The organism is Microbacterium jepli (genome assembly GCF_047237905.1).
GTDB lineage: Bacteria > Actinomycetota > Actinomycetes > Actinomycetales > Microbacteriaceae > Microbacterium.
Window position 1 is genome coordinate 1,007,810 of the sequence record NZ_JBDFLW010000005.1, and the last position, 20,078, is coordinate 1,027,887.

Annotated in this window: 14 protein-coding genes and 1 other RNA gene; 12 read left to right on the forward strand and 3 right to left on the reverse strand. The window is 69.9% G+C overall.

Annotation, left to right across the window (positions count from 1 at the left end; translation table 11 throughout):
• Positions 1 to 10: 10 nt before the first annotated feature.
• The gene (locus ABC304_RS08995) at positions 11 to 1,057 is read right to left on the reverse strand and encodes an AAA family ATPase (RefSeq protein WP_412930270.1); all 1,047 of its coding nucleotides are present in this window, start codon (positions 1,055 to 1,057) and stop codon (positions 11 to 13) included.
• Between the two features lie 129 nt (positions 1,058 to 1,186).
• On the opposite strand from ABC304_RS08995, the gene ffs reads away from it, so the two are divergent.
• From ffs to recR, 7 genes are all read left to right on the forward strand, one after another.
• An RNA gene (ffs, locus tag ABC304_RS09000) (signal recognition particle sRNA small type) lies at positions 1,187 to 1,283 on the forward strand.
• 50 nt (positions 1,284 to 1,333) lie between these two features.
• Positions 1,334 to 3,457, forward strand: coding sequence for a phosphate acetyltransferase (gene pta / locus ABC304_RS09005; protein WP_412930272.1), 2,124 nt, complete (start codon positions 1,334 to 1,336; stop codon positions 3,455 to 3,457).
• A 130-nt stretch (positions 3,458 to 3,587) separates the two neighbouring features.
• Positions 3,588 to 4,814: an acetate/propionate family kinase gene (locus ABC304_RS09010; protein WP_412930273.1), complete on the forward strand. Its 1,227-nt coding sequence runs from the start codon at positions 3,588 to 3,590 to the stop codon at positions 4,812 to 4,814.
• Positions 4,815 to 4,836: 22 nt separating this feature from the next.
• Positions 4,837 to 5,568 carry an HAD family hydrolase gene (locus tag ABC304_RS09015; protein WP_412930275.1) on the forward strand — a complete coding sequence of 244 codons (732 nt, stop codon included), beginning with the start codon at positions 4,837 to 4,839 and terminating at the stop codon, positions 5,566 to 5,568.
• Positions 5,565 to 8,108 (forward strand): glycoside hydrolase family 65 protein, encoded by a 2,544-nt coding sequence (locus tag ABC304_RS09020; RefSeq protein ID WP_412930276.1) that lies wholly within the window; start codon positions 5,565 to 5,567, stop codon positions 8,106 to 8,108. The genes ABC304_RS09015 and ABC304_RS09020 overlap by 4 nt, the downstream gene beginning before the upstream one ends.
• 42 nt (positions 8,109 to 8,150) lie before the next feature.
• Complete coding sequence (locus ABC304_RS09025; protein WP_412930277.1) at positions 8,151 to 10,457, forward strand: DNA polymerase III subunit gamma and tau; 2,307 nt, start codon at positions 8,151 to 8,153, stop codon at positions 10,455 to 10,457.
• Between the two features lies 1 nt (position 10,458).
• Positions 10,459 to 11,052: a recombination mediator RecR gene (recR, locus tag ABC304_RS09030; protein ID WP_412930278.1), complete on the forward strand. Its 594-nt coding sequence runs from the start codon at positions 10,459 to 10,461 to the stop codon at positions 11,050 to 11,052.
• Between the two features lie 21 nt (positions 11,053 to 11,073).
• Here the strand turns inward: recR and ABC304_RS09035 are convergent, their stop codons facing one another.
• Positions 11,074 to 12,186, reverse strand: coding sequence for a glycosyltransferase family 39 protein (locus ABC304_RS09035; protein ID WP_412930279.1), 1,113 nt, complete (start codon positions 12,184 to 12,186; stop codon positions 11,074 to 11,076).
• Between the two features lie 301 nt (positions 12,187 to 12,487).
• Here ABC304_RS09035 and ABC304_RS09040 point away from each other — a divergent pair, with 301 nt between their 5' ends.
• Positions 12,488 to 13,420, forward strand: coding sequence for a DMT family transporter (locus tag ABC304_RS09040; protein WP_412930280.1), 933 nt, complete (start codon positions 12,488 to 12,490; stop codon positions 13,418 to 13,420).
• A gap of 19 nt (positions 13,421 to 13,439) precedes the next feature.
• On the opposite strand, the gene ABC304_RS09045 is transcribed toward ABC304_RS09040, so the two are convergent.
• On the reverse strand, positions 13,440 to 13,931 hold the full coding sequence (locus ABC304_RS09045; protein ID WP_412930281.1) for a hypothetical protein: 492 nt from the start codon (positions 13,929 to 13,931) through the stop codon (positions 13,440 to 13,442).
• A gap of 316 nt (positions 13,932 to 14,247) precedes the next feature.
• Here ABC304_RS09045 and ABC304_RS09050 point away from each other — a divergent pair, with 316 nt between their 5' ends.
• From ABC304_RS09050 to ABC304_RS09065, 4 genes are all read left to right on the forward strand, one after another.
• Positions 14,248 to 15,534, forward strand: a complete 1,287-nt coding sequence (locus tag ABC304_RS09050; RefSeq protein WP_412932881.1) for an aspartate kinase — start codon at positions 14,248 to 14,250, stop codon at positions 15,532 to 15,534.
• 166 nt (positions 15,535 to 15,700) lie between these two features.
• Positions 15,701 to 17,182: an amino acid permease gene (locus tag ABC304_RS09055; protein ID WP_412932884.1), complete on the forward strand. Its 1,482-nt coding sequence runs from the start codon at positions 15,701 to 15,703 to the stop codon at positions 17,180 to 17,182.
• Between the two features lie 85 nt (positions 17,183 to 17,267).
• Complete coding sequence (locus ABC304_RS09060; RefSeq protein WP_412930282.1) at positions 17,268 to 18,338, forward strand: aspartate-semialdehyde dehydrogenase; 1,071 nt, start codon at positions 17,268 to 17,270, stop codon at positions 18,336 to 18,338.
• 109 nt (positions 18,339 to 18,447) lie between these two features.
• Complete coding sequence (locus tag ABC304_RS09065; protein WP_412930283.1) at positions 18,448 to 19,920, forward strand: malate:quinone oxidoreductase; 1,473 nt, start codon at positions 18,448 to 18,450, stop codon at positions 19,918 to 19,920.
• Positions 19,921 to 20,078: the final 158 nt, after the last annotated feature.

Below are 20,078 nucleotides of genomic sequence, written 5' to 3' on the forward strand. Positions count from 1 at the left end.
GCCGGCCCGCTCAGGCGCGCGCGGCCAGCGGCACGCGGACGTTCGCCGCGATGCGCTCGAGGATCGACGTGATGGTGTCGGCGCTGTTGCGCGAGCGGGCACCGCCGGAGGCTCGGGTCGGGATCAGGCGGTGCGCGAAGACGGGCGCGAGCAGCGCGGTGACGTCGTCGGGGATGACGTACTCCCGGCCGTCGAGCGCCGCCCACACCTTCGCGGCGCGCACGAGCTGGAGCGTGGCGCGCGGGCTGGCGCCGAGCCGCAGGTCGGGGTGCGACCGCGTGGCGTTGGCGAGGCCCACGGCGTACTCCTCGATCGCCGGGGCGACGTGCACGGCCCGCGCCCACGCGATGAGCGCCGAGACATCCGCCGCCGTGACGACGGGGGAGATGGCTTCGAGGGGGTTCACCGCGTCGCGCTGCCGCAGCATGAGGGCCTCCGACCGCGGGTCGGGGTAGCCCATCGAGATGCGCATCATGAAGCGGTCGCGCTGGGCTTCGGGGAGCGCGTAGGTGCCCTCCATCTCCAGCGGGTTCTGCGTGGCGACGACGAGGAACGGCTCCGGGAGGTGGTGCGTCTCGCCGTCCACCGTGACCTGCTGCTCCTCCATGGCCTCCAGGAGAGCGGACTGCGTCTTGGGGGAGGAGCGGTTGATCTCGTCGGCGATGACGATGTTCGCGAAGATCGCCCCGCGCTTGAACTCGAACTCGCGGCCCACCGGGTCGAACACGCTCACACCGGTGACGTCTCCGGGGAGGAGGTCGGGCGTGAACTGGATGCGACGCACCGAGGCGTCGACCGTCGCGGCCAGTGCGCGGGCGAGCATCGTCTTGCCGACGCCGGGCACGTCCTCGATGAGGAGGTGACCCTCGGCGAGCAGGGCGATGAGCGCACTGCGGACGGCTTCGGGCTTCCCGTCGATCACACGACCGACGGAGGCGAGGATGCCGGAGGTCAGTCGCTCGAACGTCTCGGCGCCGATGGGCTCGGGCGTGCGCGAGGAGGCACGGGTGGCGGGCGCTGCGGGCGTGGCGGGCGTGGCGGGAGAGAGGTCGTCCATGGCCTTCCATCGGGTCGGCGCCGGCGGCGGGACGCCACCTCGCGCTGTTACTCGATCGTAACCCGAGGGTGGCGGGAGGGCTCCTGGGAGAACGTGGGGAGGAGCGGCGCCGTCGTCCTCTAGACTGGTGTCAGCTCTCCGCGAGGCGGCATCCAGGCCAACTCCCCCAGGACGGAAACGTAGCAAGGGTAACCGGGCTCTGCCGGGTTCGCGGAGAGTCTTCACGTTAAGAGGAGTTCCCCTCGCCGTGACACCTCGCCGACGTAGGGTGGTGCCGTGGCGCAGAGCATCTACATCACGTCCGCCGAAGGGCATTCCGGCAAGTCGACGGTCGCTCTCGGGGTGCTCGACTCGCTGAGCCTCGCCACCCCTCGTGTCGGGGTCTTCCGCACCATCGCCCGCTCGACGGCCGAGGCCGACTACGTGCTGGAGATGCTGCTTTCGCACGACGGCGTCGACCTCGACTACGACGAGTGCATCGGCGTCACCTACGACGACGTGCGCGCCGACCCCGAGGCCGCGCTCGCCGAGATCGTGGCGCGCTACAAGGCGGTCGAGGCGCAGTGCGACGCCGTGGTGATCCTCGGCAGCGACTACACCGACGTTGGCAGCCCCGCAGAGCTCACCTACAACGCCCGGATCGCCGCGAACCTCGGCGCACCCGTGCTGCTCGTGCTGGGCGGCCGGTCGCAGCAGGGGCAGCAGGAGCAGCTCGGCAGCTCCCTCGCGCGCACGCCGGGGGAGATGGGCCAGATCGCCGACCTGGCGCTCACCGAGCTGTCGCATGGCCGTGCCGAGCTGTTCGCCGTCGTCGCCAACCGCGCCGACCCCGGCACCCTCGCCGAGACCGTCTCCGCGATCGACGCATCGGTGCGCGCCTCGGTCGGGCACGCGGTGCCCGTGTGGACGCTCCCCGAAGACCTGTTCCTCGTCGCACCGTCGATGCGCGGCATCCTGCGCTCTGTCGACGGTCGCCAGATCAAGGGCGACCCGGAGCTGCTCACCCGCGAGGCGCTCGGGGTGGTCGTGGCGGGGATGTCGATGGTCAACGTGCTGCCGCGTCTCACCGAGGGCGCGGTCGTGGTGATCCCCGCCGACCGCACCGAGGTGCTGCTCGCGACGCTGCTGGCCAACTCCTCCGGCACGTTCCCGTCGATCAGCGGCATCGTGCTGAACGGACCCTTCCCGCTGCCGGAGGCCATCGACCGGCTCATCGACGGCCTCGGCTCGACCGTTCCGATCATCCAGACCGATCTGGGAACATACGAGACCGCGGTGCGCATCATGAGCACGCGCGGGCGTCTCGCCGCCGACTCGCAGCGTCGCTACGACACCGCGCTCTCGCTGTTCGAGCAGCACGTCGACACCGACGAGCTCCGCCGGGCGCTCGGCCTCGCCCGGGCGACCGTCGTCACCCCGCTGATGTTCGAGTACGGCCTCATCGAACGCTCGCGCGCCGCGCGCCGCCGCATCGTGCTGCCCGAGGGCGACGACGACCGCATCCTCCGCGCGGCGGCGACCGTGCTCGCCCGCGGCATCGCGGACCTCACGATCCTGGGCGAGGAGATCGAGGTGCGCGCCCGCGCCATCGAGCTGGGCATCGACATCCGCGGCGCTCAGGTGCTCTCGCCGTTCGACGCCGTGCACGTGCAGAAGTTCGCCGAGGAGTACGCGCGACTCCGCGCCCACAAGGGCGTCACCGTCGCGCAGGCCGCCGACACCATCACCGACGTGTCGTACTTCGGCACGATGATGGTGCACCTGGGCCTCGCCGACGGCATGGTCTCGGGCGCCGCGCACACCACCGCGCACACGATCCGTCCGGCGTTCGAGGTCATCAAGACCAAGCCGGGGGTGTCGGTGGTGTCCTCCGTCTTCCTCATGGCACTCGCCGACCGCGTGCTCGTCTACGGCGACTGCGCGGTCATCCCCGATCCGACGAGCGAGCAGCTGGCCGACATCGCCGTGTCGTCGGCGGCCACGGCGACGCAGTTCGGCATCGACCCGCGCGTCGCGATGCTGTCGTACTCCACGGGCGAGTCCGGCTCGGGCGCCGACGTCGAGAAGGTGCGGGCGGCCACGCTCCTGGTGCGCGAGCGCGCGCCGGAGCTTCCCGTCGAGGGGCCGATCCAGTACGACGCCGCTGCGGATGCGGCCGTCGCCGCCGCCAAGATGCCGGGATCGGATGTCGCGGGCCGCGCAACGGTGTTCATCTTCCCCGACCTCAACACGGGCAACAACACCTACAAGGCCGTGCAGCGCTCGGCCGGCGCCGTCGCGATCGGACCGGTCTTGCAGGGCCTGAACAAGCCCATCAACGACCTGTCGCGCGGCGCTCTCGTCGACGACATCATCAACACGATCGCGATCACCGCCATCCAGGCCCAGGGCGAGCGATGATGTCCCCGTTCCTGCACAACACGCCGACGACTTCTGCAGAAAGCGGGACATCTCCCGGCGCGGGGCGAGCGATGGTGTCCCACTTCCTGCACAACACGCCGACGACTTCTGCAGAAAGTGGGACACCAAGGTGAGCACCGTCCTGGTCGTCAACAGCGGCTCCTCCTCATTCAAGTACCAGCTCATCGACATGGGCGCGGAGCGCGTGCTTGCCTCCGGGCTCGTCGAGCGCATCGGCGAGCCGGTCGGCGTGGCCCGCCACACGGTTTACGCGCCGGAGACGGATGGCCCGGCGCCGACGATGCTCGAGGCCACCGCGACCCTCGAGCAGCCGATCGCCGACCACACCGCCGGGTTCCAGGTGATGCTCGACGCCTTCGCGGCGCAGGGGCCGTCGCTGGAGGACCACGCGCCGGTCGCCGTCGGGCACCGCGTCGTCCACGGCGGGGCGCGCTTCTTCGCGCCCACGCTCATCACGCCGCTCGTCGAGATCAACATCGACGAGCTGTCCGTCCTCGCGCCGCTGCACAACCCCGCGAACCTTGCCGGCATCGTCGCGGCGCAGAAGGCCTTCCCCGACGTTCCGCACGTCGCCGTCTTCGACACCGCCTTCCACCAGACCCTCCCCGCGGCGGCGTACACCTACGCCATCGACGCGGAGGTCGCGGCATCCCATCGCATCCGTCGGTACGGATTCCACGGCACGAGCCACAAGTTCGTCAGCGAGGAGGCCGCCGCGTTCGTCGGCCGTCCGCTCGCGGAGCTCCGCCAGCTCGTCTTCCACCTCGGCAACGGCGCCTCCGTGGCGGCCATCGACGGCGGACGATCCGTCGAGACGTCCATGGGCATGACTCCGCTCGAGGGCCTCGTGATGGGCACGCGCTCGGGCGACATCGACCCCGCCGTCCTGTTCCAGCTGGCACGCCGCGGCGGGATGTCGATCGACGAGCTCGACACGCTGCTGAACTCGCGCAGCGGACTGAAAGGCCTCGCGGGCGTCGCCGACATGCGCGACATCGGCGACCGCCGCGACGCCGGCGACTCCGCCGCGCAGCTCGCCTTCGACGTCTACGTGCACCGGCTGCGCGCCTACGCCGGCGCGTACATCGCCCAGCTCGGCGGCGTGGACGTCATCTCCTTCACCGCGGGCGTGGGGGAGAACTCGGTCCGCGTACGCGCTGAGGCGATGGCCACCCTGGGCTTCGCCGGTGTGGAGATCGACGCGGAGCGCAACGAGGCGCGGGGCCGCGGCATCCGCGTCATCTCGACCGATGCATCCCGCGTTGTCGTGCTCGTCGTGCCGACGAACGAGGAACTCGAGATCGCGCGGCAGACGCTCTCCATTTCCGCGTCCTGACGCGCAATCGGTACTGTGAGGCGTGCCCACGCCGCCCCTGCCCGACCTCGCCTCCTTCGACGCCGTGCTCTTCGACCTCGACGGTGTCCTGACTCCGACGGCGGAGGTGCACATGCATGCCTGGAAGACGATGTTCGACGAGCTCTTCCGCGCGCGCGGAATCACCCCCGCGTACACGGACGAGGACTACTTCGCCCACCTCGACGGCAAGAAGCGGTACGACGGCGTCGCGAGCCTGCTGGCCAGTCGCGGCATCGAGCTGCTGTTCGGTGACCCGGACGACCCGCCCTCGGCTGAGACCGTCTGCGGCATCGGCAACCGGAAGAACGTCGTGTTCTCCCGCGTGCTCCGCGAAGACGGCATCGAGGCCTACCCGGGATCGATCGCGCTCGTCGACCGGCTGGTCGCCGCCGGCACGCCTGTCGCCGTGGTGTCGAGTTCGAAGAACGCCGAGGAGGTGCTGCGGGTCGCCGGCATCCGCGATCGCTTCGACGTCGTCATGGACGGCGTGATCGCGGAGCGCGACGGGCTGGCATCCAAGCCCGCCCCGGACGTCTTCGTCGAGGCTGCGCGGATGCTGGGGGTCGAGCCTTCCGCGAGCGCCGCCGTCGAAGACGCCCTCAGTGGCGTGCAGTCCGCGGCCGCCGGCGGGTTCGGCCTGGTCGTGGGCGTGGATCGCGGTGCGGGGGCCGAGCGCCTCCGTGACGCGGGCGCCGATGTCGTCGTCGCCGACCTCGGGGAGTTCTCCGCATGATGGATCGCGACCGCTTCCCCGTCGACCCGTTCGCCCTCATCGAGACTGACTTCTCACTCGAGGACTCCGGGGTGACCGAGACGCTCTTCGCCGTCGGCAACGGCTACTTGGGGCTGCGCGGCAACCACCCCGAGGGACGCCACGCGCACGAGGACGGCACCTTCATCAACGGCTTCCACGAGACGTTCCCGATCCGCCACGCGGAGCAGGCGTACGGCTTCGCGGAGGTCGGCCAGACGATCATCAACGCGCCCGACGCGAAGGTGATGCGGGTGTTCGTCGACGACGAGCCGCTCTCGATGGACGTCGCCGACGTGCGCGAGTACCGCCGCGAGCTCGACATGCGCGCCGGCGTGCTGCGCCGCCATGTGCTGTGGCAGACGCCGTCGGGCAAGCTCGTGTCGCTCGACTCCGAGCGCATGGTGTCGTTCGAGGAGAAGCACCTCGCGATCATGACAATGACCGTGACGGTGCTGAACTCCGACGCCCCCGTGACGATCAGCAGTCAGATCGTCAACCGGCAGGACGGCGAGGACGTCTACGGCGGCACGCCCAGCGCGCCGCGCAAGGCGGGCTTCGATCCCCGGCGCACGGATCGACTCGAGGAGCGCGTGCTCCAGCCGCAGGAGTACTGGCAGGACGGCCTGCGCACGGTCCTGAGCTACCAGGTCACCGAGTCGGGGATGACGCTGGCGGTCGCGGCCGACCACGTCATCGAGACCGAGAACCAGTACGACCCCCGCTCGCTCATCGAGCCGGACATCGCCAAGAACGTCTTCCGAGTGCAGGCGAAGGCGGGAGTGCCGACGAAGATCACCAAGCTCGTCAGCTATCACACGTCGCGGGGCGTGCCCGCGCGCGAGCTGGTCGACCGCTGCCGCCGCACCCTCGACCGCGCCCGCCTCGAAGGCGTCGAGCGCCAGTTCGAGCGGCAGCGCCTGTGGCTCGACGACTTCTGGGAGCGGTCCGACGTGCGCATCGCCGGGCACGACGACCTGCAGCAGGCCGCGCGCTGGTGCCTGTTCCAGCTGGCGCAGGCCGCGGCGCGCGCCGACGGCCAGGGCGTGCCTGCCAAGGGCGTGACCGGCTCGGGATACAGCGGCCACTACTTCTGGGACACCGAGATCTACGTGCTCCCGTTCCTCGCGTACACGACGCCGCTCTGGGCCCGCAACGCGCTGCGCATGCGCTACCTGATGCTGCCGGCCGCCCGGAAGCGCGCGCACCAGCTGAACGAGGCGGGTGCGCTGTTCCCGTGGCGCACCATCAACGGCGAGGAGGCCTCGGCGTACTACGCCGCCGGCACGGCGCAGTACCACATCAACGCCGACGTCAGCTTCGCGCTCGCGAAGTACGTGCGGGCGACGGGCGACGTGGAATTCCTCCACCGCGACGGCGTCGACATCGCCGTCGAGACCGCGCGGCTGTGGACCACGCTCGGCTTCTGGCGCTCCGGCGACGGCGAGATCGACGGGGACGGCGAGCAGTTCCACATCCACGGCGTCACCGGTCCGGACGAGTACACGACGGTCGTGAACGACAACCTGTTCACGAACGTCATGGCGCGCTTCAACCTGCGCTTCGCCGCGCGCACGGTGCGCGATATGGAGCTCGACGACCCCGAGGCGTACCGGGTGATGGTCGACCGGCTCGGACTCGACCCGTCGGAGCCGGAGATCTGGGATCGCGCCGCCGAGGCGCTGAGCATCCCGTTCAGCCCGGCCCTCGGCATCCATCCCCAGGACCACGTCTTCCTCGACAAGGAGGTGTGGGACCTCGAGCACACGCCGCCGGAGCAGCGTCCGCTGCTGCTGCATTTCCACCCGCTCGTGATCTACCGCTACCAGGTGCTCAAGCAGGCCGACGTGGTGCTGGCGCTGTTCCTGCAGGGCAACCACTTCACCGATGCGGAGAAGCTCGCGGACTTCGAGTACTACGATCCGCTGACCACGGGCGACTCGACGCTGTCGGCCGTGGTGCAGTCGATCCTCGCCGCGGAGGTCGGCTACCAGGATCTCGCGCGCACGTACTTCGAGGACTCCCTCTTCGTCGACCTCGCCGACCTGCACAACAACGCCTCCGACGGCGTGCACGTCGCTTCGGCGGGCGGTGTGTGGACGGCGCTCGTGGCCGGCTTCGGCGGCATGCGCGATCACTTCGGCAACCTGTCGTTCGACCCGCGTCTGCCCGTGGACTGGCCGGAGCTGTCGTACGTGCTGCACTGGCACGGCACGCGCCTGCAGGTGAGCCTGACGAAGGACGCGCTGACGCTGCGCGCGCAGGGCGGCGAGGAGCCGGTGAACTTCACCGTGCGCGGTGCGGAGCACACCATCTCCGACGGCGAGGAGCTCGTGGTCCCGCTGGCCGATCAGGGCCCGATCATCCCCGGTCGCCCGTCGCTGCGGCAGTTCGCCGGCGTGCGCCGGGAGGACGGCTCGTTCCTCACCGTGTCCGTGCCCACGGTGACCACTCCGAACCCGATCGTGGGGTCGGAGATCGACTTGGAGGATGCTGCGGAAGCGACGATCCTGGATGCCTGAGCGGACGGCGGCGATGTCGGCGACACCGCCTAGGCTGGTCGCGTGACCACCGCCCTCTACCGCCGCTACCGCCCCGAGGCGTTCGGCGAGATGATCGGGCAGGCGCAGGTGACCGACCCGCTGATGACCGCTCTGCGCGGCGATCGCGTCGGTCACGCCTACCTGTTCTCCGGCCCGCGCGGGTGCGGCAAGACGACGTCCGCGCGCATCCTCGCCCGCTGCCTGAACTGCGCCCAGGGCCCCACCGACACCCCGTGCGGAACATGCGACAGCTGCGTCGAGCTCGGGCGCGGCGGTGGCGGATCGCTCGACGTCGTCGAGATCGACGCGGCCTCGCACAACGGCGTCGACGACGCCCGCGACCTGCGCGAGCGCGCGATCTTCGCCCCCGCCCGCGACCGGTTCAAGATCTTCATCCTCGACGAGGCGCACATGGTGACGCCGCAGGGCTTCAACGCGCTGCTGAAGCTCGTCGAGGAGCCGCCCGATCACGTGAAGTTCATCTTCGCGACGACCGAGCCCGAGAAGGTCATCGGCACGATCCGGTCGCGCACCCACCACTACCCGTTCCGGCTCGTGCCGCCGGCGGCGATGCTCGAGTACGTCCAGGAGCTCTGCGAGGCGGAGAGCGTCACGGTCGAGCCCGGTGTGCTGCCGCTGGTCGTGCGCGCCGGCGGCGGCTCGCCGCGCGACACGCTCTCGCTGCTCGACCAGCTCATCGCGGGGTCCGACCCGGCTGACGACGGCGGGGTGCGCGTGCGCTACGAGCGCGCCGTCTCGCTCCTCGGCTACACCCATGCCGAACTGCTGGACGAGATCGTCGACGCGTTCGGGGCGGGGGATGCCGCGGCCGCCTTCGCCGCGATCGACCGGGTCGTGCAGACCGGGCAAGACCCGCGGCGATTCGTCGACGACCTGCTCGAGCGCCTGCGCGACCTAATCGTGATCGCCGCGACCGGGCAGGGTGCCGCCAACGTGCTGCGGGGCGTTCCGGCCGACGAGCTCGAGCGCATGACGCGGCAGGCGACCGTGTTCGGCTCCGAGCGTCTGTCGCGCACGGCCGATCTGGTGATCGGCACCCTCGACGAGATGACGGGCGCGACCTCCCCGCGTCTGCAGCTCGAACTGATGGTCGCCCGCGTGCTCGCCCACACCGCCTCCGGCGCACCGGCTGCAGCTCCCGCGACCGTCGCACCGGTCGCGGCTTCCGCACCGGCCGCGGCCCCCGCGCCGGTCGTTGAGCGAGCGCAGCGGGTCGCAACGCCCGCCGCTGCGGCCCCGGCCGCCCCGCCCGTCGCGGCACCGGTCGCGCCACCTGTCGCCGCACCCATCGCGCCCTCGACCCCGGCCGCCCCGCCCGCCGCCGAAACGCCCGCGCCCGCCGCCGAAACGCCCGCGCCCGCCGCCGAAACCGCCGCGCCCGTGAAGGAATCGCCCGCAGCCTCCGCGCCCGAGCCCGCTCCGCACCCCACGGCGGCACCGACGGCTCCCGTCACGCTGCAGATGCTGCGCGACTCGTGGCCGGAGATCCTCGGCAGGCTCGAGCGCATCAGCCGCGCCTCGTGGCTCGTCGCCAGCAACGCCCGCCTCCTGTCCTTCGCCGACGACGTGCTGACGCTCGCCTTCCAGAGCCAGAGCGACGTCGCGAAGTTCAAGCAGCTCAACGCCGGCCAGGGGCCGAGCGAAGATCTGCGTCAGGCCATCAGCGCCGTGCTCGGCATCCGCGTCAAATACATCGCCCGGCACGACACCGGTCCGGCGCCGGTCGACGGTCCACCCGACATCCCGCCCGACGACCCGTACGACCCGGGCCCGGGCGACGACGGCCCCGAGCCGGTCCGTCCTCCGTACGGCGGTGGCGGCGGTGCCGCGCGCTCGAGCGAGCCCCGCGCCGGCGACAGCCGTCCGACAGCGGCGCGGGCCGTCGCGTCCGTCACCGAGTGGGCGGTCGCGGCCATCCCTGTCGACGCTCCCGGCGAAGCGCCCTCGTCAAGCGCCTTCGGCGCACGCGACAACGGTGCCGCCCCAGCCCCGTTGGCTGTCGACGACGAGCCCGAAGACGCGGCATCCGCGTCGCCGACCGCACTGCAGACAGCGACCCTCGCGCCGGCGCGCGAGGGCGACGTGCTCCCTGACGCCGTCGTCGAGCCCGTGTCCGACGACGACGTCGACGACGCCGAGGAGATCGCCCCGCCGGTCGCCGACGCGCCCGTGCCGCCCGTCGTCGCCCCTCGGCTGCCGGTCAGCTCCGGCGGCGTCCAGCGCTACGGCGAGGCGGTCGTCCGGCAGATGCTGAACGCGCGCTTCGTCCGCGAGGAGCCGCATCAGTCCCCGACGAGGTTCGGCTGACATGTACGACGGCATCGTTCAAGACCTGATCGACGAATTCGGCCGGCTGCCCGGCATCGGACCGAAGTCGGCGCAGCGCATCACGTTCCACATCCTCCAGTCGCCGAGCTTCGACGTCTCGCGCCTGTCCGAGCTGCTTCGCGAGGTGCGCGAGCGCGTGCGCTTCTGCGAGATCTGCGGCAACGTGTCGGAGCAGGACCGCTGCGCCATCTGCCGCGACCCCCGCCGCAACCGCACGCTCATCTGCGTGGTGGAAGACGCGAAGGACGTCGCGGCGATCGAGCGGACGCGCGAGTTCCGTGGGCTGTACCACGTGCTGGGCGGCTCGATCAGCCCCATCGCCGGCATCGGCCCCGACGATCTGCGCATCACCCAGCTGATGCAGCGCCTCGCCGACGGCACCGTGCAGGAGGTCATCCTCGCGACGAACCCGAACCTCGAGGGCGAGGCCACCGCGACCTACCTCAGCCGGCTCCTCCGCACGCTCGAGATCACCGTCACCCGCCTGGCCTCCGGCCTCCCGGTCGGCGGAGACCTCGAGTACGCCGACGAGGTCACGCTCGGCCGCGCCTTCGAGGGGCGCCGGACCGTCTGATTGCGAGTGTGAAGTGTGGAGTCAGTCCGCCCAATTGCCGAGTGCGAGCTGAACCGTATTGAAGACGAGTAACGCACAGCCGCCGGCGAACAGCATCCAGAACCATCGCCGTCGCGGTCCTCCTGTCAGGTCGGCAAGGAGGATGAACAGCGGGAAGAGCGTCAGTGTGTTCCTCGCCAGAGACAGATAGCTGTTGCTCGTCATGAGGGACACCGCAGTCGAGCCGACCAGCGTCGCGGACGCCCACTCCTTTCGCCGCACGAACAAGAAGATGGCGACGGCGATTCCCGCCGCTGCCCCCAACTCCAGGACCGCCTGCACCTGCCAATCCCATTTCGGCTCACGCAGCACGTGGATGACCTGATTCAGAAGCGTCTCCCAAGGCCACCTCGTGCGGCGGTGCCAGCCTTCGCTTTGAGCGTGGAACCAAGCAAGGAGGTCGCCGGTCGTGAAGTACAGCCATCCCCAGTACGCAAGCACGCCCGCGCCACCGCTTCCGATCGCCACCAGGTCGAGGACGCGAATTCGCTCACCCCTGCGACGCACGTCGACCAGATAGAGCACGAGAAGAGCCACGATCAGGAACATCCCGCTCGCTCGACTGGCGCTGGCGACGACGCCGAGTAGACCGGTGAGCAGGTAACGACGACGGAGACAGAAATACCACGCCCACACTGCGGCGGCGAGGTACAGCGCTTCCGAATACGAGGCGACGAGGAACACCGCGTAAGGGCTGAACAGCAGCAGCGCTGCGGCTCGTCGCGCGGTGCCTTGATCGAATCGATGCTCGGCGATGCGATAGACGCCGACGACCGCGAATACCGATCCTGCGGCTGCGACAAGCCACAGTCCGAAGCTCACGCTCTCCGTCGACATCGCTCCCGCAGACACGAGCCACGCGACCGCCGACGACAGCATCGGATACAGGGGAAAGAAGGCGATGCGTTCGAGGCCGCTTCCGCCCTGGCAATCCTGACCGAGGTACCCCTGAGCTGCGATACAGGCGAAGTACCCGCTGTCCCAGCGATAGAACGTTCCGAAAAAGCCTTCCGGTGCGTACGACGGGCCCCCCGCCAGAGACACGACGAGAACGCCGATCAGCTGAATAATGACGCGTTGCAGCAGCCACAACATCAGGCAGAACCGAAGACCGGATCGAGTGACCCACAGCGTGAGCGGGCGCGTCAGCGCAGGTGAGGGTGATGCCGACAACAGAGCCTCCCCAGAGCGGTCTGACGACGAGGCGAGCCTAGAGGAGAGCGAGGCCGAGGGGAAGGTGCGATCTCGAAGCAGATGGCACCTGGCGTAGCGTGAGCACCGTGACGAATACCAGCGGTGATGCGAGACCGATCGCCGCCGAACCCGGTCACGCTCGGTCGCGCCTTCAAGGGGCGCCGGACCGTCTGATGCGCGCAGCGATGCGCCGGCTCGCGTGATGGCCGCGGTGGCGGCGCGCTTCACTCCGCGCGCATGGCTGCTCTTCGGCGCGATGTCGCTCATCTGGGGCATGCCCTACCTCTTCATCAAGCAGGCTGTCGACAGCTACTCGCCGGCATCCGTCGTCGCAGGACGAACGCTCATCGGAGCGCTCCTGCTCCTGCCGTTCGCGCTTCGCAGCGGAGCGCTCCGCCCGGCATGGCGCAAGATCGGCTGGGTGCTGCTGTTCGGCGCCGTCGAGATGGCGGGGCCGTTCCTCCTTCTCGGCCACGCCGAGCAGACGCTGCCCTCGGGTCTCACCGGGCTCCTCGTCGCGACCGTCCCCTTGTTCGCCGCACTCATCGCCGTACTCGGTGGCGACCGCTCCGTGCTACGCCCGTCGCGCGCGATCGGTCTCGCCGTGGGCTTCGGCGGCGTCGCGCTCATCGTCGCCGGGCCGGGTCTCGCGGTCGGCGGACCCGGCGCCCTCCTGTCCGTCGGCGAACTGCTCTTCGTGGCGATCTGCTACGCCGTCGCGCCCTTCATCGTCGCCCGCAAGCTCGCCGACGTGCCGTCGCTGGGCACGGTGGTCCTGGCGCTCGCGGCCGTCGGCATCTTCTACCTGCCGATCGCCCTGCTGACGCAGCATGAGGTCCCGACGCTCACCAGCACGACCGCGCTCATCGCACTTGCGGTCGTCTGCACCGCCGTGGCGTTCGTGGTCTTCTTCGCGCTCATCGACGCCGTCGGTCCCGCCCGCGCGCCGCTGTTCACCTATGTGAACCCCGTGATCGCGATCCTCCTCGGCGTCCTGATCCTGGGGGAGGAGATCACCCCCGGGCTGCTGATCGGCTTCCCGCTCGTGATCCTCGGATGCTGGCTGGCCGCCACCGGCGGCACGTTCCGCTTCCGAAAGCCGCCCGGAGACCTCCCGCCCATCGCCACCGGATGACGGCGCCGAGCACGGTGTCCTAACGGAGGATCTCCACCAGCGCGATCCAGGAGATGAGGATGGCCGCCACGATCGCCGCGATCGACCCGACGGCGAACCACGTGACGCCGCCCGAATCACCCGCCAGCACCAGTGCGCCGCCGACGACGTAAAGGACGGGCGCCACGAAGCCCACCAGCGCTTTGATCGGCTTGAGGCGGTTCTCCGGGTCGTCGTTCTGGAAGATCCGCCGCGCAGCCTGCGTCGAGAACGCCGTTGCGGCGAGGGCCGCCACGACGATCGTCGTGCCGTAGGCGAAGGGTGGGATGCGCGGAACGAGCCCCACCGCAGCCGCGACGATCGCCAGCACCAGACCGGCCAGCCCTGCCGCCAGCCGGGCGGCGATCGACGGTGACTTGATGATCTCGCCGATGTTCACGCTCGCGGCCACGATGAGCAGTCCCGCGAGGGCGGCGGTGGCACCCATCATCGCGACGTTGAAATCGCCCCAGCCGTCGAGGTACAGCTCCATGCCCGCATCGTAGCGACCGCATCGCTCCTGCGCCCCATACCCCCGTGCTCCACGCCCCATGCCCGCGCAGCATCACGGAGATGTGCACGATGACGGATGCTGCGGGCCCGAGCCGTCCGTCATCGTGCACATCTCCGCACTCCTGCACACGCGCAGTGCGACGGAGGCGCCGGGGAACAGTCCCAGACACACGCAACACGACGGGACGCCGGGCCCTAGGCCACCCCGACACATGGCCGGGGCGGCATCGGCCGCTCCCTAAGATGGACCCTTGGGCGCAGCATCCGAGCGTCCTGGGTCTTCCGGGGAGTCCACTGTGGCGCTGATCGTGCAGAAGTACGGCGGGTCGTCCGTCGCCGACGCGGAGAGCATCAAGCGGGTCGCGAAGCGCATCGTCGACACCCGCCGCGCCGGCCACGAGGTCGTCGTCGCCGTCAGCGCGATGGGCGACACCACCGACGAGCTGCTCGACCTCGCCTCGCAGGTCGCTCCGATGCCCGCGCCGCGCGAGCTCGACATGCTCCTGTCCAGCGGTGAGCGCATCTCCATGGCGCTCCTGGCCATGGCCATCCACTCCATGGGCTTCGAGGCGCGCTCGTTCACCGGCAGTCAGGCCGGCATGATCACGGATGCCACGCACGGCGCCGCCCGCATCGTCGATGTCACCCCGGTGCGCCTGCGTGAAGCGCTCGACGACGGCGCCATCGTGATCGTCGCGGGCTTCCAGGGCTTTAACCGCGACACTCGCGACATCACGACGCTCGGTCGTGGAGGGTCCGACACCACCGCGGTCGCCCTCGCCGCCGCCCTGCAGGCCGACGTCTGCGAGATCTACAGCGACGTCGACGGCATCTACACGGCCGACCCGCGCGTGGTGCCGAAGGCGCGCAAGCTCGACCGCGTCTCCAGCGAGGAGATGCTCGAGCTCGCCGCGAACGGTGCCAAGGTCCTCTACATCCGCGCCGTCGAGTACGCGCGCCGCCACGGGGTGCTCATCCACGCCCGTTCCACGTTCAGTTCCGGCGAGGGCACCTGGGTGCTCGACTCGCACCGGACCTCACCGCTCGTCCCCGAGGGAGCACAGATGGAAGAGCCCATCGTCGCCGGCGTCGCAACCGACCTGAGCCAGGCGAAGATCACCGTCATCGGCGTCCCCGACGTCCCGGGCAAGGCCGCGGAGATCTTCAAGATCGTCGCCAAGTCGGGCGCCAACGTCGACATGATCGTGCAGAACGTATCGGCCGCCGCCACCGGCCGCACCGACATCTCCTTCACGCTGCCGAAGTCAGACGCCGCCACGGCGCTGCGCGCGCTCGCCGGCGAGCAGTCGGGCGTGGGCTTCGAGAGCCTCGTGCACGACGACCAGATCGGCAAGCTCTCCGTCGTCGGCGCCGGCATGCGCACGCACTCCGGCGTCTCGGCGACGCTCTTCGAGGCGCTGTCGGTGGCCGGAGTGAACATCGAGATGATCTCCACGTCCGAGATCCGGATCTCGGTCGTCGTGCGCGGCGACGAACTGGCCGGGGCGGCGCGCGTCGTGCACGCCGCGTACGGTCTCGACGGCGACGCCGAGGCCGTCGTGCACGCCGGCACCGGTCGCTGAGGAATCCTCACCGCGGCGCGGCTCGCGGAACCTCCTCCGGGTCTAGTGTGAACCGAGCGCCTCGCCGCGCAGGAGGAGGATCCCTTTGTCGAAGACGGTGTCGGGCGGTCCCGCCCACGATCCCGAGCAGTCACGCGAGTCCGGCGCCGAGCTGACCGGTGACGTGATGCTCGCGGCGCAGGACTTCTCCAACGAGGAGGAGGGCTACCACAAGACCCTCCGCCCCCGGCAGATCCAGATGATCGCCATCGGCGGCGCGATCGGCACGGGACTCTTCCTCGGCGCCGGCGGTCGACTTGCAAGCTCCGGACCGTCGCTCGTCATCGTCTACGCCATCTGCGGGTTCTTCGCGTTCCTCATCCTCCGCGCGCTCGGCGAGCTGGTGCTGCACCGGCCGTCGTCGGGGTCGTTCGTCTCCTACGCGCGCGAGTTCTACGGCGAGAAGATGGCCTACACGGCGGGCTGGCTCTACTTCCTCAACTGGGCCTTCACCTCGATCGTCGACGTCACCGCGGTCGCGCTGTACGTGAAGTTCTGGGCGCCCTACTGGGAGCCGCTGCAGGCCGTCCCGCAGTGGGCGATCGCCTTCATCGCGCTCGTGGTGGTGCTGTCGCTGAACCTCGTGTCGGTCAAGGTGTTCGGCGAGATGGAGTTCTGGTTCGCGCTCATCAAGGTCACCGCGCTCGTGATCTTCCTGCTCATCGGCATCTTCTTCCTCATCTTCGTGGGGAAGACGGATGTCGGGGTCACCGGCTTCTCGGTGATCTCGGACAACGGCGGCATCTTCCCGATGGGCGCCTTCGCCCCGCTCCTGGCCATCAGCGGCGTGGTGTTCGCCTACGCGGCCATCGAGCTGGTCGGGACCGCGGCGGGCGAGACCGCCGAGCCGAAGAAGATCATGCCGCGCGCGGTGAACACGGTCGTCATCCGCATCGCCATCTTCTACGTCGGCTCCGTCCTGCTGCTGTCGCTCCTCCTGCCCTTCTCGCAGTACTCCGCCGACCAGTCGCCCTTCGTGACGTTCTTCTCGCACATCGGTTCTCCCGAGGCCGGTGCGGTCTCGGCATCCATCATGAACTTCGTCGTGCTGACCGCCGCGATGTCGAGCCTGAACGCTGGGCTCTACTCGACCGGCCGCATCCTGCGCTCCATGGCCGTCAACGGATCGGCGCCGAAGTTCACGATGAAGATGAGTCGCAACGGTGTGCCGTACGGCGGCATCCTGCTCACGAGCGTCATCACCCTGCTCGGCGTCGGCCTCAACGCCCTCGTGCCGTCCAAGGCGTTCGAGATCGTGCTCGAGGTCGCGTCGATCGGCATCATCGGCGGGTGGGCGACGATCATCCTCTGCCAGATGAAGCTTCACCGCTGGTCTCTGCAGGGCAAGATCGAGCGACCCGCCTTCCGCCTCTTCGGCGCGCCGTTCACCGCGTGGCTCACGCTCGCGTTCCTCGCGTTCGTGCTCGTGACGCTCGGCTTCTCCGAGACCGGACGCTGGGTGCTCGCGTCGCTGCTCGTGCTGATCCCGGCGCTGATCGCCGGCTGGTATGCGACGCGCGGCCGGATCTCCGCGGCCGCCGCCGCCCGCGAGGGCTTCACCGGCACCAACCCGGTCATCGCCGAGCGTCGCCCCCCGCGCCGCCGGTAGGTGTCGCCGAACGTCATGCGAGCGGAGCGGAGAGCCCCGCGTCGGTAGAATCGGGGCTTCACCTCCCCGACCTCCGAGGACAGCCATGACCCGCATCTCCGACTCAGGACTCTCGATCGCCGTCGTCGGCGCCACCGGCCAGGTCGGCACGGTGATGCTGGAGATCCTCGCCGAGCGCGACTTCCCGGTGGGGGAGCTGCGGCTGTTCGCGACGTCGCGGTCGGCAGGCACGTCGGTCGAGTACGGCGGGCACTCCGTCGTGATCGAGGATGTCGCGACCGCAGACCCGTCGGGCATCGACATCGCCCTCTTCTCGGCCGGCGCCACCGGCAGCCGCGCGCACGCGCCCCGTTTCGCCGAGGCGGGCGCGCTGGTGATCGACAACTCCAGCGCGTGGCGCATGGACCCCGAGGTGCCGCTGGTCGTCAGCGAGGTCAACCCGCACGCCATCGCCGAGGCGAAGAAGGGCATCGTCGCCAACCCGAACTGCACGACCATGGCCGCGATGCCGGTGCTCAAGGCGCTGCACGCCGAGGCGGGTCTCGAGCGCCTCATCGTCAGCACCTACCAGGCCGTGTCCGGCTCCGGTCTGGCCGGCGCGCAGGAGCTCCTCGGGCAGGTCGAGGGCGTCCTCGCCCAGGGGAACACGCTCGCGCTCGTGCGCGACGGCTCGGCGGTGGACTTCCCGGAGCCGGAGAAGTACGTCGCACCCATCGCCTTCGACGTCATCCCGTTCGCGGGCAACCTCGTCGACGACGGCTGGAACGAGACGGACGAGGAGAAGAAGCTCCGCAACGAGAGCCGCAAGATCCTCGAGCTGCCCGACCTGCGGGTCGCCGGCACGTGCGTGCGCGTGCCCGTCTTCACGGGTCACTCGCTGAGCATCAACGCGGAGTTCGCAGGGGAGCTGTCGCCCGAGCGCGCCCGCGAGGTGCTCTCCGATGCGCCGGGAGTCATCCTGGACGAGGTGCCGACCCCGCTGCAGGCCGCGGGCAAGGACCCGAGCTTCGTCGGCCGCATCCGCGCCGACCAGTCCGCGCCCGAGGGTCGCGGGCTCGTGCTGTTCATCAGCAACGACAACCTGCGCAAGGGCGCGGCGCTGAATGCCGTGCAGATCGCCGAGATCGTGGCGGCCTCCCTGCGCGCGAACGCCTGAGCCGAAGCATCCGCCCACTTCTCCGGAAGGGGGAAAGATTCGCCGATCTTTCCGCCTCGAGGGGCCCCCGTCGTCGGCCCGGAACCTCACGCGCGCCTAGAATTATGACGTGACCGAAACCGTCGACGTCGTGCTCATCGGCGGTGGCATCATGAGCGCCACCCTGGGCACCTTCCTCTCCGAACTCCAGCCCGACTGGAAGATCACCGTCTACGAGCGGTTGTCCGACGTCGCGTTGGAGAGCTCCAACGCGTGGAACAACGCGGGCACGGGGCACGCCGCCCTGTGCGAGCTGAACTACACGCCCGAGGCCCCGGACGGCACCATCGATCCCGCCAAGGCGATCTCGATCAACGAGCAGTTCCAGCAGAGCCGGCAGTTCTGGTCGTCGCTCGTCGAGGCGGGCGTGCTCAACGCGCCCTCGACGTTCATCAACTCCACCCCGCACATGACGTTCGTGCAGGGCGAGAAGGATGTCGCCTTCCTCAAGGCGCGCTACGAGGTGCTGCGTCAGCAGCCGCTGTTCGCCGGCATCGAGTACTCCGAGGACTCCCGCGTCATCAACGAGTGGGCCCCGCTCCTCATGAAGAAGCGCCGCGCGGGCACGCCCTTCGCGGCGACACGCGTGCCGGCCGGCACCGACGTCGACTTCGGCGCGCTCACGCATCAGCTGTTCGACAACCTCCGCTCCCGCGGCGTCGAGGTCGTCACGAACCGCGAGGTGCGCAAGCTGAAGCGTCAGAAGGACGGCTCCTGGAACGTCACCTGGCGCAACACCGTCGGGCGCACCCCGGGCACGACCAACGCCCGCTTCGTCTTCGTCGGCGCAGGCGGGTGGGCGCTCAAGCTCCTCCAGCGCTCCGGCATCCCCGAGATCAAGGGCTACGGCGTCTTCCCGATCGGCGGTCAGTGGCTGAAGACCTCCAACCCGAAGCTGGTCGCGCAGCACAAGGCGAAGGTCTACTCGCAGGCGTCCGTCGGCGCGCCGCCGATGTCGGTTCCGCACCTCGACACGCGCATGGTGGACGGCGAGGCATCCCTTCTCTTCGGTCCGTTCGCGACCTTCAGCCCCAAGTTCCTCAAGAACGGCTCGATGCTCGACATCGTCACCCAGGTGCGGCCGCACAACATCGGGCCCATGCTCAAGGTCGCCGTCGACAACCCGTCGCTCATCACCTACCTCGTCGGCGAGCTGCTCAAGGACCACTCCAAGAAGATGGACAGCCTGCGCACGTTCATGCCGACCGCGCAGGACGAGGACTGGGAGCTCTTGCAGGCCGGTCAGCGCGCGCAGGTCATGAAGAAGGACCCGAAGAAGGGCGGCGTGCTGCAGTTCGGCACCGAGGTCGTGACCTCCGAGGACGGCAGCATCGCCGGACTCCTCGGCGCCTCGCCTGGGGCCTCGACCGCCGTGTCGATCATGCTCGGACTCCTGCGCCGCTCGTTCCCCGACCAGATCGCCGGTTGGGAACCGCGCCTGCGCGAGCTGATCCCCAGCTACGGCGAGACGCTGAACGCACGACCCGAGGTGGCGCGCGAGGTTCTCGAGGAGACGTCCGAGGCGCTCGCCCTCACCGCCTGAGGCGCTCGCCGCCACCGCCTGAGGCCACTCGCCGCAGCCGGCTGGGGCTCGGCGCCGCCTCCTCGGATTCGGTGCCCCGGGCACGTCGATGGGCATCTCTGCCCATCCGGAGAGGTCACGCGGCGAGGTTAGGATGAACATCCGCGCCGACCGAGGTC